The organism is Kocuria sp. NPDC057446 (assembly GCF_042802875.1).
GTDB lineage: Bacteria > Actinomycetota > Actinomycetes > Actinomycetales > Micrococcaceae > Kocuria.
Genome location: NZ_JBHVDI010000102.1, coordinates 1 through 13,430 on the forward strand (window position 1 = coordinate 1; position 13,430 = coordinate 13,430).

At 74.2% G+C, this 13,430-nt stretch carries 12 protein-coding genes; 9 read left to right on the plus strand and 3 right to left on the minus strand.

The genetic code is table 11. From position 1 onward, the window contains the following. Positions 1-273: 273 nt before the first annotated feature. Positions 274-2,130 carry a translation elongation factor 4 gene (gene lepA, locus ACFU0Y_RS12440; RefSeq protein ID WP_380214838.1) on the plus strand — a complete coding sequence of 619 codons (1,857 nt, stop codon included), beginning with the start codon at positions 274-276 and terminating at the stop codon, positions 2,128-2,130. Further along, positions 2,130-3,374: a radical SAM family heme chaperone HemW gene (hemW, locus tag ACFU0Y_RS12445; RefSeq protein ID WP_380214839.1), complete on the plus strand. Its 1,245-nt coding sequence runs from the start codon at positions 2,130-2,132 to the stop codon at positions 3,372-3,374. Before lepA ends, hemW begins: the two co-directional genes overlap by 1 nt. Before the next feature lie 67 nt (positions 3,375-3,441). Here the strand turns inward: hemW and ACFU0Y_RS12450 are convergent, their stop codons facing one another. Together ACFU0Y_RS12450 and ACFU0Y_RS12455 are read right to left on the minus strand one after the other, a co-directional pair. Continuing rightward, positions 3,442-3,906 carry a DUF4870 domain-containing protein gene (locus ACFU0Y_RS12450; protein ID WP_380214840.1) on the minus strand — a complete coding sequence of 155 codons (465 nt, stop codon included), beginning with the start codon at positions 3,904-3,906 and terminating at the stop codon, positions 3,442-3,444. A 156-nt stretch (positions 3,907-4,062) separates the two neighbouring features. Further along, entirely contained in the window at positions 4,063-4,926 is an 864-nt protein-coding gene (locus tag ACFU0Y_RS12455) for a DUF3097 domain-containing protein (RefSeq protein WP_380214841.1), read from the minus strand. A gap of 177 nt (positions 4,927-5,103) precedes the next feature. Here ACFU0Y_RS12455 and hrcA point away from each other — a divergent pair, with 177 nt between their 5' ends. The 3 genes from hrcA (at position 5,104) to ACFU0Y_RS12470 (ending at position 8,110) form a co-directional block, all read left to right on the plus strand. Next, positions 5,104-6,111, plus strand: a complete 1,008-nt coding sequence (gene hrcA / locus ACFU0Y_RS12460) for a heat-inducible transcriptional repressor HrcA (protein ID WP_380214842.1) — start codon at positions 5,104-5,106, stop codon at positions 6,109-6,111. Between the two features lie 71 nt (positions 6,112-6,182). Then, entirely contained in the window at positions 6,183-7,334 is a 1,152-nt protein-coding gene (gene dnaJ / locus ACFU0Y_RS12465; protein ID WP_380214843.1) for a molecular chaperone DnaJ, read from the plus strand. Further along, on the plus strand, positions 7,331-8,110 hold the full coding sequence (locus ACFU0Y_RS12470; RefSeq protein ID WP_380214844.1) for a 16S rRNA (uracil(1498)-N(3))-methyltransferase: 780 nt from the start codon (positions 7,331-7,333) through the stop codon (positions 8,108-8,110). Before dnaJ ends, ACFU0Y_RS12470 begins: the two co-directional genes overlap by 4 nt. A gap of 57 nt (positions 8,111-8,167) precedes the next feature. On the opposite strand, the gene ACFU0Y_RS12475 is transcribed toward ACFU0Y_RS12470, so the two are convergent. Next, the gene (locus ACFU0Y_RS12475; RefSeq protein ID WP_380214845.1) at positions 8,168-9,088 is read right to left on the minus strand and encodes a GerMN domain-containing protein; all 921 of its coding nucleotides are present in this window, start codon (positions 9,086-9,088) and stop codon (positions 8,168-8,170) included. A gap of 289 nt (positions 9,089-9,377) precedes the next feature. On the opposite strand from ACFU0Y_RS12475, the gene ACFU0Y_RS12480 reads away from it, so the two are divergent. From ACFU0Y_RS12480 to ACFU0Y_RS12495, 4 genes are read left to right on the plus strand one after another with little or no spacing between them, the layout of a single operon-like run. Beyond that, a complete protein-coding gene (locus ACFU0Y_RS12480; protein ID WP_380214846.1) occupies positions 9,378-10,457 on the plus strand; it encodes a PhoH family protein in 1,080 nt (359 codons plus the stop codon). Continuing rightward, entirely contained in the window at positions 10,457-10,963 is a 507-nt protein-coding gene (gene ybeY, locus ACFU0Y_RS12485) for an rRNA maturation RNase YbeY (RefSeq protein ID WP_380214847.1), read from the plus strand. Before ACFU0Y_RS12480 ends, ybeY begins: the two co-directional genes overlap by 1 nt. A gap of 9 nt (positions 10,964-10,972) precedes the next feature. Further along, positions 10,973-12,301, plus strand: coding sequence for a hemolysin family protein (locus ACFU0Y_RS12490; protein WP_380214850.1), 1,329 nt, complete (start codon positions 10,973-10,975; stop codon positions 12,299-12,301). Beyond that, on the plus strand, positions 12,294-13,370 hold the full coding sequence (locus ACFU0Y_RS12495) for a GTPase Era (protein WP_380214849.1): 1,077 nt from the start codon (positions 12,294-12,296) through the stop codon (positions 13,368-13,370). The genes ACFU0Y_RS12490 and ACFU0Y_RS12495 overlap by 8 nt, the downstream gene beginning before the upstream one ends. Positions 13,371-13,430 lie beyond the last annotated feature (60 nt).

Genomic DNA, 13,430 nt, shown 5'->3' on the forward strand with positions numbered 1-13,430 from the left:
CGGCCGGCCGGCCGGGGGTGCTCGGGGCGGCTGCGCCCGGAGCGCTGGTAGACGTCCACGGCGCGGGCGGCGAGCCGGGCCAGGCTGCCGAGGTTCAGCTTCATGCGCCCACTCTAGCCAGGGGCGCTCCGGCGTCGTCGGGACCCCTGCGGGGCGAAATGGCCCTCCATGACCGAACGTGGGAAACTGGACAGTTGAATCCCCGGCGCAGTCCACCCGCCGGTAGCCCCAGGACCTGCCGGAAGCGTCGTTCTCCCGGAGAAAGGACCGCCCGTGTCACCGCTGGCCGTCAATGCCCCGGTTCCCGCCTCGACCGACCCGTCGATCCTCCGCAACTTCTGCATCATCGCCCACATCGACCACGGCAAGTCGACCCTCGCGGACCGGATGCTGCAGGCCACCGGCGTGGTCACCACGCGGGAGATGAAGGCCCAGTACCTGGACCGGATGGACATCGAGCGCGAGCGCGGGATCACCATCAAGTCCCAGGCGGTGCGGATGCCGTGGAACGTGGCGGGCACGGACTACGCGCTGAACATGATCGACACCCCGGGCCACGTGGACTTCACCTACGAGGTCTCCCGCTCCCTGGCCGCCTGCGAGGGCGCCCTGCTGCTGGTGGACGCCGCGCAGGGCATCGAGGCGCAGACCTTGGCCAACCTGTACCTGGCCATGGAGAACGACCTCACGATCATCCCGGTGCTGAACAAGATCGACCTGCCCGCGGCCCAGCCGGAGAAGTACGCCCAGGAGCTGGGCAACCTCATCGGCGTGGACCCCGGCGACGTGCTGCGCGTCTCCGGCAAGACCGGTGAGGGCGTCGAGGCGCTGCTGGACCGGATCGTGGAGCTCGTGCCCGCCCCGCAGGGCGAGGCGGACGCGCCCTCGCGGGCCATGATCTTCGACTCCGTCTACGACACCTACCGCGGCGTGGTCACCTACGTCCGGGTGGTCGACGGCCGGCTCACCCCGCGCGAGCGGATCCGGATGATGTCCACCGGCGCGCAGCACGAGCTGCTCGAGATCGGCGTCATCTCGCCCGAGCCGAAGCCCACGGAGGGACTGGGCGTGGGGGAGGTGGGCTATCTGATCACCGGCGTCAAGGACGTGCGCCAGTCCCGGGTGGGGGACACCGTGACCAACCACCAGCGGCCGGCCGCCGAGAACCTGGGCGGCTACGAGGACCCCAAGCCCATGGTCTTCTCGGGGCTGTTCCCCATCGACGGCTCCGACTACCCGGTGCTGCGCGACGCCCTCGACAAGCTCCAGCTCAACGACGCCGCTTTGGTCTACGAGCCCGAGAACTCCGCGGCGCTGGGCTTCGGCTTCCGGTGCGGGTTCCTCGGCCTGCTGCACCTCGAGATCGTCCGGGAGCGCCTCGAGCGCGAGTTCAACCTCGACCTGATCTCCACGGCGCCCTCGGTGAGCTACAACGTGACCCTCGAGGACCGCTCCGAGCGGGCGGTCACGAACCCGTCCGAGTTCCCCGAGGGGAAGATCGCCGAGATCCGCGAGCCCATGGTCGCCGCGACGGTCCTCGCCCCGTCCGAGTTCATCGGCGCGATCATGGAGCTGTGCCAGTCCAAGCGCGGTCAGCTCAAGGGCATGGACTACCTCTCCGAGGACCGGGTGGAGCTGCGCTACCGGCTGCCCCTGGCCGAGATCGTCTTCGACTTCTTCGACCAGCTGAAGTCCCGCACCAAGGGCTACGCGTCCCTGGACTGGAAGGCCGAGGGCGAGGAGGCCGCCGACCTGGTCAAGGTGGACATCCTGCTGCAGGGCGAGCCGGTGGACGCCTTCAGCGCGATCACCCACCGGGACAAGGCCTATGCCTACGGGGTGATGATGACCGGCAAGCTGCGCGAGCTCATCCCGCGCCAGCAGTTCGAGGTGCCCATCCAGGCCGCCATCGGCTCCCGGGTGATCGCCCGCGAGAACATCCGGGCGATCCGCAAGGACGTGCTCTCCAAGTGCTACGGCGGCGACATCTCGCGCAAGCGCAAGCTGCTCGAGAAGCAGAAGGAGGGCAAGAAGCGGATGAAGATGGTGGGCCGTGTCGAGGTCCCCCAGGAGGCGTTCGTCGCGGCGCTGTCCTCCGACGAGTCCGGGGCGAAGGACAAGAAGAAGTAGTGGCTCCCGCCCAGCCGGAGGGCCCGCCCGGCCCGCTCGACGGACTGCTGCCGCCCTCCGCCGCGGAGGGCTCCGCCGAGCGCACGCTCAGCCTCTACGTGCACGTGCCGTTCTGCGCGGTCCGGTGCGGGTACTGCGACTTCAACACCTACACGGCCGTGGAGCTGGGTCCCGGGGTGTCCCAGGACGCCTACGCCGCCGACGCCGCGGCGGAGGTCCGCTGGGCGCGCCGGGTGCTGGAGGACTCCGGGGCGGCCCCCCGCCGGTTGCACAGCGTGTTCTTCGGCGGCGGCACCCCGACGCTGCTGCCCGCCGAGGACCTCGCCGCGGTCCTCTCGCAGGCCCGGGAGAGCTTCGGGCTCACCGAGGGCGCGGAGGTGACCACCGAGGCGAACCCGGACTCCGTGACGCCGGAGTCCCTGGCGGTGCTCGCGGAGGCCGGGGTGACCCGGGTGTCCTTCGGCATGCAGTCGGCCGTCCCGCACGTGCTCGCCGTCCTGGACCGCACGCACGACCCCGACAACGTGCCGCGCGCCGTGCGGTGGGCGCGGGAGGCCGGTCTGGGCGTCAGCGTGGACCTCATCCACGGCACCCCGGGGGAGTCCCTGGCCGACTGGGAGCACTCGGTGCGCACGGCGGTGGGCTACGAGCCCGACCACGTCTCCGCGTACGCGCTGATCATCGAGGACGGCACGAAGCTCGCGGCGCGGATGCGGCGCGGGGAGGTCCCCCCGATCGACGAGGACGACCAGGCCGACAAGTACGAGCTCGCGGACCGCCTCCTCGCCGAGGCCGGCTTCGAGTGGTACGAGGTGAGCAACTGGGCCCGGCCCGCCCGCGGCGCGGACGCCGGGGCCCACCGCAGCCGGCACAACCTCGCCTACTGGCGCAACCAGGACTGGTGGGGGATCGGCCCCGGGGCGCACTCGCACGTGGGCGGGACGCGCTGGTGGAACCTGAAGCACCCCGTGCCCTACACGCACCGGGTGCGCGCGGGGCAGTCACCGGCGGCGGGGCGGGAGATCCTCGACGCGGACACCCGGCACGTCGAGCGGGTGATGCTCGAGGCCCGGATCCGGGACGGCCTGCCCGTCACGGCCCTCGACGACGACGGGCGGGCGGCGGTGGGCGGGCTGATCGCCGACGGACTGGTGGAGCCGGCGGCCGCGCTGCGCGGCACGGTGGTGCTCACCCTGCGGGGCCGGCTGCTGGGCGACGCCGTGGTGCGGCGGCTGCTCGCCTGACGGCTCTGCTGGGCACGGGTCCCCGGGAACCGGTGCCCGTCCGGAGACGCTCCGGGAGGACGCCGCGTCAGCCGCGGGCGGAGCGCTGCCGGGACCGCTCGCGGAGCCGCTCGGCGAGCCGGTCGTGGAGGCGGGTGTTGAAGCGGTAGCGGTGCGGCTCCCCGCGGTTGACCCGGACCCCGCCGATCAGGGAGCCGACGGCGAGCAGCAGCCACGCGGCGGCGGCCGCGAGCGCGAAGAGCCACCCGATGAACGGCACCGGGGCGAGCAGGATCCCGGCCACCACCACGAGGGTCGGCAGCAGGGTGAAGTTCATCGCCTCCCGCGACTCCTGCTCGGTGAACGGGCCCCGGCCGCGGAACACGCGGTGGACCAGGAACGAGGGGAGGAAGCCGACGACGCCGCCGAAGTGCGCCACGGTCGCCCACTGGTGGTCCTCGGTGACGGTCAGCGGCTGGGCCACGGGGGAGAGGCCCTCGAACGGGGCCCCGGCGTTCTCGCGGCTCGATCGGGGGTCGGTCTGCACGGGCACGGAGGTCCTTCGGCGGTGGGCCCGCGGCGGCGCCGCGGAGGGTGGGTGGGACACGACCATCCTACCGACCGGTCCGCCGCGCGGGGACCGCCCCCGCGCACGTGTGCCTTTGTGACGATCCGCTGGTCGCCGCCTGTGTGCGGGGTCGGCAGCGGGTCAGGACCCGGGCGCCGTGAGGAAGTCGATGAGCTCCTCGACCCGTCCCAGCAGGGACGGCTCGAGGTCGGCGTAGCTGTCCACGCGGGAGAGGATGTGCTGCCAGGCCCGGCCCAGGTCGCCCGGGGTGCGGTGCGGCCAACCCAGGGCGGCCGCGGTGCCGGTCTTCCAGTCGGTGCCCCGGGGCACCACGGGCCAGGCCCCGACGCCGAGCGTGCGCGGCTTCACCGCCTGCCAGATGTCGACGTACGGGTGGCCGAGCACCAGGACGTTGCCCGCGGCGCCGGGCAGGCGCATCGTCTCCGCGGCGATCCGGGACTCCTTGGAGCCGGCCACGAGGTGGTCGACGAGGATCCCCAGCCGCCGCCCGGGACCCGGCCCGAACTCCCGCACGGCGGCGGGCAGGTCGTCGATGCCGTGCAGCGGCTCCACGACGATGCCCTCGACCGCCAGGTCGTGCCCCCAGACCTTGGCCACCAGCTCGGCGTCGTGGTAGCCCTCGACCCACACGCGGGAGGCCTTGGCGGTGCTCGCGCGCAGCCCCTCGACGGCCACGGAGCCCGAGCGCGTCCGGGAGGGCTTCCGCGCGGCGGGGGCCCGGCGGGGCTCGACGACGACCACGGGCTCGCCCTCGAGCAGGAAGCCCGGTCCCAGGGGGAACGCCTTGACCCGTCCCCGCCGGTCCTCGAGGCCCATCACCCGCATCCCGCCGATGGTCTCCAGGGACACGACGGCGCCGACCCAGCCGGTCGTGACGTCCTCCAGGAGCATCCCCGGGGCGACCGGGACCTCCGCCGACGCCGGCCGGCGTCGGGCCAGGGCGTCGTCGTCGAGGCTGCGCGGCCCCCAGCCGTGCTGGCTCATGGTCGTCCTCCCGGGTCGCGGTGCCGCGCGTCCGGCGCGGATCAGCCGGAAGCGTACCAAACCCGGGGCGGCGACCCGGCCGTCGGACACGGGGGCTACACTGGACGGCGTTAGCACTGTGCCCGCCCGAGTGCCAGGAGTGCGCGGTGGGCGGGAACGAGCCGGGGGAGGAGCGACGTGAACCATCCGAGACGACTGCAGATCCTGCAGGCCATCGTGGAGGACTACGTGCACTTCCGCGAGCCCGTGGGCTCCAAGGCCCTCGTGGACCGGCACCGGCTCGGCGTCTCCTCGGCCACCGTGCGCAACGACATGGCCGCGCTCGAGGAGGAGGGCCTGATCGCGGCCCCCCACACGAGCTCCGGCCGGATCCCCACGGACAAGGGCTACCGCACGTTCGTCGACCAGATCGCGGCCGTCAAGCCGCTCTCGGGCCCCGAGCGGCGGGCCATCCAGCGGCTGCTCGACGACGCCGCCGACATCGACGACGTCATGGAGCGCACCGTGCGGCTGCTCGCGCAGCTGACCCAGCAGGTCGCGGTGGTGCAGTACCCGCACGCATCCGGGGTCACCGTGCGCCACGTCGAGGTCGTCGACCTCGGCGCCGGCCGCGTGCTCGTGGTGCTGATCCCGACCAACGGCCGGGTGGCGCAGCGCGTCGCCGTGCTGCGGGCGCCCCTCGAGGAGTCCCAGCTGCTCGAGCTGCGCGCCCGGGTGCTGGCCGCCGTGGTCGGGCGCTCCCTGACCGCGGTCCCGGACGCCCTCGCGGTGCTGACCGCGTCCACCGCCCCGCCGCTGCAGCCCGCCGCGGCCGCCGTGGCGGAGGCCGTCGGCGCCCTCGCGGCCGGCGGGGCCGAGCACCGGATGGTGATGGCCGGCACGGCCAACCTCGCCCGCGCCACCGGGGACTTCCACCTGAGCATCGGCCCCGTCCTCGAGGCCCTCGAGGAGCAGGTGGTGATGCTCCGGCTGCTCTCCGAGATGGAGCAGGACGCCCGCGGGGTCGCCGTGCGGATCGGCACGGAGAACGCCGAGGGCCCCCTGGCGGAGGCCGCCGTCGTCGCCACCGGGTACGGGCCGCAGTCGAAGGTGGGGGTCGTCGGCCCCATGCGGATGGACTACCCGTCCACGATGGCCGCCGTGCGTGCCGTCGCCCGCTACCTCTCCCGTATCCTCGGGGGCTGAGCCCCCGCGGGCCCCGTCCCCGGGGCCCTCCCGCAGCACCCACCACAGACCTCTCGACAGAACGGACCACGGTGAGCGATCACTACGAGACCCTGGGCGTGTCCCGGGACGCCAGCCAGGAAGAGATCAAGAAGGCCTACCGCAAGAAGGCCCGCCGGCTGCACCCCGACGTCAACCCCGGCCCCGAGGCCGCCGAGGACTTCAAGCGCCTCTCCCACGCCAACGACGTCCTCTCCGACCCGGAGAAGCGGCGCGTCTACGACGCGACCGGCAACGAGAACGGCACCGACACCGGCTTCGGCGGCGGCTTCCCCGGCACGGGCTTCGGCTTCGCCGACATCTTCGACACCTTCTTCCAGGGCGCCGGCGGCCCCGGCTCCGGCCGGCGCGGTCCCGCCTCCCGCACCCGCCAGGGCCAGGACGCCCTGATCAACGTGCGGGTCTCCCTCCGGGACGCGGTCTTCGGCACCGAGAAGAAGATCACCGTGGACACGGCCGTGGTCTGCCCCACGTGCGACGGCTCCTGCTGCCAGGCCGGCACCCAGCCGGAGACCTGCGAGGTCTGCCACGGGGCCGGCCAGGTGCAGCGCCAGGTCCAGTCGATCCTCGGCACCGTGGTCACGGCGGCGCCCTGCGCCACCTGCCAGGGCTTCGGCACGGTCATCAAGCACCCGTGCCACGAGTGCTACGGCGAGGGCCGGGTGCGCGACCGCCGCCCGCTGACCGTCAAGATCCCCGCCGGCGTTTCCACCGGAAACCGGATCCGGCTCTCCGGACAGGGCGAGGCCGGCACCGCCGGAGGGCCGAACGGCGACCTCTACGTGGAGCTCAAGGTCGACCCCGACCCGACGTTCGAGCGCCAGGGCGACGACCTGCACGCCCGCGTCCGGGTGCCCATGACCTCCGCGGCCCTCGGCACCACCGTGACCCTCGAGACCTTCGACGGCGAGCGCGAGGTGCCCGTGGGCCCCGGCACGCAGACCGGCCACACCGTGACCCTGCACGAGCTGGGGGCCACCCGGCTGCGCGGCGGCGGCCGGGGCGAGCTGTTCGTGCACCTGGAGGTCGAGACCCCCACGGGCCTCGACGACGAGCAGCGCGAGCTGCTCGAGCAGCTGTCCCGGCTGCGCGGCGAGGACCAGTCCACCGGCACCACCCTGAACTCCCCGGCCGGCTCCGGCGGGTTCTTCTCCCGGCTCAAGGACCGGTTCTCCGACCTGTGAGCCTGCCGGTCTTCAAGGTCGAGCCGGGCCGGCTGGCCGGCCTCGGGCCGGGGGCGGCCCTCACCGTCACCGGCCCGGAGGCGCGGCACGCCGTCACCGTGCGCCGGCTCGCGCCCGGCGAGCGCCTCGAGCTCGTCGACGGCGCGGGGACCCGGGCCACCGCGGAGCTGCGCGCGGGGGACCGGGACAGCATGGAGGTCGGCGTCGTCGCCGTGACCACCGAGCCCGCCCGCACGCCCCGGCTCGTCCTGGTCCAGGCCCTCGCCAAGGGGGAACGGGACCTCATGGCCGTGGAGACGGCCACCGAGCTGGGGATCGACGCCGTGGTGCCCTGGCAGGCGGACCGCTCGATCGTGCGCTGGAAGAAGGAGCGCGCCGCCAAGAGCCACGAGAAGTGGGTGCACACCGTCGCGGCCGCCGCGAAGCAGTCCCGGCGGGCCGCCTGGCCCGAGGTGCTGCCCCTGTGCACCACCCGGGAGCTGACCCGCCTCCTCGCCGAACCGGGCACCCGCGCCCTGGTGCTGCACGAGGAGGCCCACGAGCCCCTCGCCGGTCTGCCGGGCGTCGCCGGCACCCCGTGGGAGGACACCGGCCGGATCCTGCTGGTCGTCGGTCCCGAGGGCGGCATCGCCCCCGCCGAGCTCGAGGCCCTGGCCGCCGCGGGGGCCCTCCCGGTCCGGCTCGGCCCCGAGGTGCTGCGCAGCTCCACCGCCGGACCGGCCGCGGTGGCGGTGCTCAGCGCGGCCCTCGGCCGCTGGGCGCCCGGGAGCCGCTGAGCCCTCGGCCGGACGGTGCGATCGGCCCGGTCCACTGGGTCGGCCCGCTCGGCCGGGTCAGCCGGGGAGGACCTGCACGTCCTTGTCGTCGCGCACCGTCCCGCCCCCGGCGTCCCGTCCGACGACCGTCACGACGTAGTCGCCCGGCTCCAGGTCGAGCTCCGCCCGGAACCCGGCCGCCCCGTCCTCGCGCGGGACGGCGTCGGCGGGACCGCCCGAGACGCGTTCCCCGTCCGGACCGGTCACCGACCACCGGCTCCCGCGGACGCCGTCCAGGGTCCGGCCGGAGACGGTGAGGGAGCCCTCGGAGCGCTCGTCCTGCCGCGGCTCGTCGAGCCAGACCTGCGCCTCCACGTCCTCGTCGGGCCGGAGCGGGTCGTCGAGGCGCACGGACCCGAAGACCTCCTGGCCGGGCCGGCCGTCCACGAGCACCACCACCTCGGCGTCGGCGCTGCCGGGCAGCAGCCCCGCCGTGACCGCCGCGGCGGTCACCGTGTGCGCGAGCTGCTGGAGGGCGAGCCGGGCCTCCCGCTCCTCGAGGTCCGCGCGGAAGGCCCCGGAGGGCAGGTCCACGGTGATGGTCCCGCCCGGGGACGTCGAGGCGCCCACGCGCTCCACCGGGGACCACAGCGTCCGGTAGTCCGGGTCCTCGGGGGCCGCCCCGGTCATCAGCGAGGCCGCGGCCGAGATGGGGTCCACGGCCGCGGCCGCCTCGGAGGCGTCGCGGAACTCGCGGAACAGCCGCTCCTCGCCGTCCGCGCTGCCCACCCAGTACACGGGCAGCCTCGTCGTGGCCACCCTGCCGTCGGCGGTGCTCGCCGCGGTGGACGAGACGGGGGCCGTGCCCGTCGCGGAGACCGTGGCCCCGGGGCCGGTGTCCGCGCCGGGAGCGCACGCGCCGAGGGCCAGGACGGCCACGGCGGACAGGGCGAGCGCGGGGAGCACGCCGCGGGCGGGCCGGGAACGGGCGGTGGACATGGGGGGACGTGCACCTCGGCTCTCCGGGGTCGGGTGGGGGGCGGTGCCGGCACCGGGGGAGGCCGCACCCGTCCCCCGTCCGGAGGACCGGACCATTCCAGCACAGCGGCCGCGGAGGCCCCCAGCCGAGGAGCCCCCGCGGCCGTGACCGATACCAAATCGCAATGTCCGGCCGGCGACCGCCGGGGCCGGAGGCGCGCGGTACCCTGGGAGCAGGACGAGTCCCGTCCGCCGTCCCCACCACGGCGACCCACGAGAGAGCGAGAGCGCGGCCCCCGCGGCCGGACCCATGACTGAGACGCTGCCCGGCACCACGCACCCCCTGACGGCCCGCACCGTCATCACCTTCCCCGACCGCGAGACGATGGTCCGCTGCCTCGGCTCCGGGGACGACACCCTGCGCCAGGTGGAGACGGCGTTCCCGGGCCTCACGACCAGCCCGCGCGGTCTCGAGCTCGGCATCGAGGGCCCGAGCGGGCCCGTGCAGATCGTCGCGACCCTCTTCGACGAGCTGAAGGTCCTGGCCGGCCGCGAGACCGCGGTGACCCCCCAGGTCATCACGCAGCTGCTCGAGCTGATCGGTCGGGACCTCACCGCCCGCCCCAGCGGCGCCCTGACCCAGAACATCCTCTCCAGCCGCGGCCGCAAGATCCGTCCCAAGACGCTGCACCAGAAGGCCTACGTCGACGCCATCGACGAGCACACCGTGGTCTTCGGCATCGGCCCCGCCGGCACGGGCAAGACCTACCTGGCGATGGCCAAGGCCGTGCAGGCGCTGCAGGCCAAGGAGGTGTCCCGGATCATCCTCACGCGCCCGGCCGTGGAGGCGGGGGAGCGCCTCGGATTCCTGCCCGGGACGCTCAGCGAGAAGATCGACCCGTACCTGCGCCCGCTCTACGACGCCTTGCACGACATGATGGACCCGGACTCGATCCCGCGCCTCCTGGAGGCCGGCACCATCGAGGTCGCCCCGCTCGCCTACATGCGCGGCCGCACCCTCAACGACGCGTTCATCATCCTCGACGAGGCGCAGAACACGACGCCCGAGCAGATGAAGATGTTCCTCACCCGGCTGGGCTTCGGCTCAAAGATGGTCGTCACCGGGGACGTCACCCAGGTGGACCTGCCGGGGAGCGCGGCCTCGGGTCTGCGCCAGGTCCAGCACGTGCTCGGCGGCGTCCAGGACGTCGCGTTCACGGAGATGACCGCGGAGGACGTGGTGCGCCACGAGCTCGTGGGCCGGATCGTCAGCGCCTACGACGCGTTCGACACGACCAACCGGCACCGCAACGAGCGGCGCCGGCGCAAGGAGGACGCCCGGGCCGCCCGCGACGCCGCGCCTGCCGGTCCGGACGGGGCGGAGGGCTGATGGCCGTCGAGTTCGACCTCCAGGTCGACCCGCGCGATCTCCCCGCGGAGGAGCGCGCGGCCTGGGACGCGGTCGACGTCGAGCAGCTGGGCCGGCTCGCCGAGCACGTCCTGGCTCGCCTGCACGTCCACCCCGGGGCGGAGCTGTCGATCGCCGTCGTCGACGAGGACGAGATGGCGCGCCTGCACGTGGAGTGGATGGACCTGCCCGGCCCCACGGACGTCCTGTCCTTCCCGATGGACGAGCTGCGCCCCGGGACCGAGGAGGAGCCCGCTGAGGGCACGCTGGGCGACATCGTGCTGTGCCCGCCGGTGGCCCGCCGGCAGGCGGAGGCCGGGGGCCACTCCGTCGCGGACGAGCTGTGCCTGCTCACCACCCACGGCATCCTGCACCTGCTGGGCCACGACCACGCCGAGCCCGGTGAGCGGCAGGTCATGTTCGCCCTCCAGCGGGACCTGCTCACCGAGTTCCTCGGCCGGCCCGCCCCGGTCGAGACCATGGAGTAGCGGCCCATGGTGACCACCGCCGTCCTGGTCGTCGCGGCGATCGTGTTCCTGGGGACCGCCTTCGTCCTCACGGCCGCCGAGACCGGTCTGACCTACCTGCCCCGCGCGGACGTCGAGGCCATCACCCGGGACGCCCCCGGCTCCTCGGCCGCGCGGGTCCTGGCCACGCCCACCGCGCACCTGCAGGCACTGCGCTTCTGGAGCGTGTGGTTCGAGACGGCCTCCGCCGTGGCGGTGGCCCTCGCGATGTTCGACGGCCTCGACGACGTCTGGCTGGCCGGGCTCCTGGCCACCGTGGTGATGGCCGCCGTCGGCTTCGTCCTCACCGGCGTCTCGCCCCGGCAGGTCGGGCGCAGCCATCCGGCCGGCACCGTCCGGGCCACGGCCGGCCTCGTGCGCGTGCTGCGGCTCGTGCTCGGGCCGCTCCCGGGGATGCTCGTGCGCCTGGGCTCGTCGGTCGCCCCGGACGCGGGGCGCACCTCGCCCGGGTACCTGACCGAGCAGGAGCTGCTCGAGTTCGTGGACCGGTCCACGGGCCAGGCCCTCATCGAGGACAACGAGGCGGAGCTGCTGCACTCGGTCTTCGACCTCGACGACACCAACGTCCGGGCCGTCATGGTGCCCCGCACCGACATGGTCACCGTCGACGACGACGACACCGTGGACGACGCCCTGAACCTGTTCTTCCGCTCCGGCTACTCCCGCATCCCGGTGATCGGGGAGTCCGCCGACGACGTCCTCGGCATCCTGTACCAGAAGGACCTCGCGGAGAAGGTGCACCGGCTGGGCACCGGGCTGCGGCTCGCCGGACTCTCCGAGCTCGCCCGGGAGGTCCGCTACGTGCCCGAGTCCAAGAAGGTCAACGAGCTGCTGCGCGAGATGCAGCTCGAGTCGATCCACGTGGCCGTCGTGGTCGACGAGTACGGCGGCACCGCCGGTCTCGTGACCCTGGAGGACCTCATCGAGGAGCTGCTCGGGGAGATCGTCGACGAGTACGACCGGGAGAAGCCCGAGGTCGCCGAGCTCGGCGACGGCCGCTACCGCGTCTCCGCCCGGCTGGCCGTCGAGGACCTGGGCGACCTGTTCGGCCTCGACCTCGAGGACGACGAGGTGGACACGGCCGGCGGCCTGCTCGCCAAGTCCATCGGCCGGGTGCCCATCGTGGGCTCCCGCGCCACCGTCGAGGGCATCGTCCTCGAGGCCGTGACCCTGGAGGGCCGCCGCAACCGGGTGGGCCAGCTCGAGGTCCGCCGGGACCCCGACTGGGTCCCCCCGGGCTCCACGGCCGTGGAGCCCGCCGCCCAGGAGTCCGAGGAGGAGACCCACCACCATGTCTGAGCCCACCCCCGCCGTGCCCCCCGGGGCCGGCGAGCCCGCCGCCGGGGAGCCCGTCCCGTTCCGCGCCGGGTTCGCCGTGCTGGTCGGCCGCCCCAACGCCGGCAAGTCCACGCTGACCAACGCCCTGGTCGGGCAGAAGGTCGCCATCACGTCGAGCCGGCCGCAGACCACGCGGCACACCATCCGGGGCATCGTGCACCGGCCCGAGGGCCAGCTCGTGCTCGTGGACACCCCGGGGCTGCACCGGCCCCGGACGCTGCTCGGCGAGCGGCTCAACGACCTCGTGGCCGACACCCTCGCCGAGGTCGACGTCATCGGCTTCTGCGTGCCCGCCGACGAGAAGATCGGCCCCGGGGACCGGTTCATCGCCCAGCAGCTCGCGGCCTCCGGGAACAAGCCGGTGGTGGCCATCGTCACGAAGACGGACACCGTCTCGCGCGCCGAGCTCGCCGAGCAGCTGCTGGCGGTCACGGAGCTGGGCCGCTCCGTCATGGAGGCCGAGCACCGGGTCCGCGCCGAGCGTGCCGAGCGGGCCGCCCGCAAGCCCCGGCACCGGTCCGGGGCCGCGCACGCCCCCCGTCCCGACGCCGACGACCCGGGCTGGGCCGACGTCATCCCCGTCTCCGCCGTGGACGGCTTCCAGGTCGAGGCCCTCGCCGGTCTGCTCATCGGCAGGATGCCGGAGTCCCCGGCCCTGTACCCCGACGGTGAGCTGACCGACGAGCCCGAGATGACGATGGTCGCCGAGCTCGTCCGGGAGGCCGCCCTGGAGGGGGTGCGCGACGAGCTGCCGCACTCCCTCGCGGTCGTGGTCGAGGAGATGGTGCCCCGCGAGGGCCGCCCCGAGGACCGCCCGCTGCTCGACGTGCGGGTCAACGTCTACGTCGAACGGTCCTCGCAGAAGGCCATCATCATCGGCAAGGGCGGGGCCCGGCTGCGCGAGATCGGCACCCGGTCCCGGACCGCCATCGAGGCGCTGCTGGGCACGAGGGTGTACCTGGACCTGCACGTGAAGATCGCGAAGGAGTGGCAGCGGGACCCCAAGCAGCTCTCCCGCCTGGGCTTCTGAGCCGCGGGCGGGCCCCGGTCACGCCCGCTGCCCGCCGCGCCGCCCGCCCCGGTCCCGGGG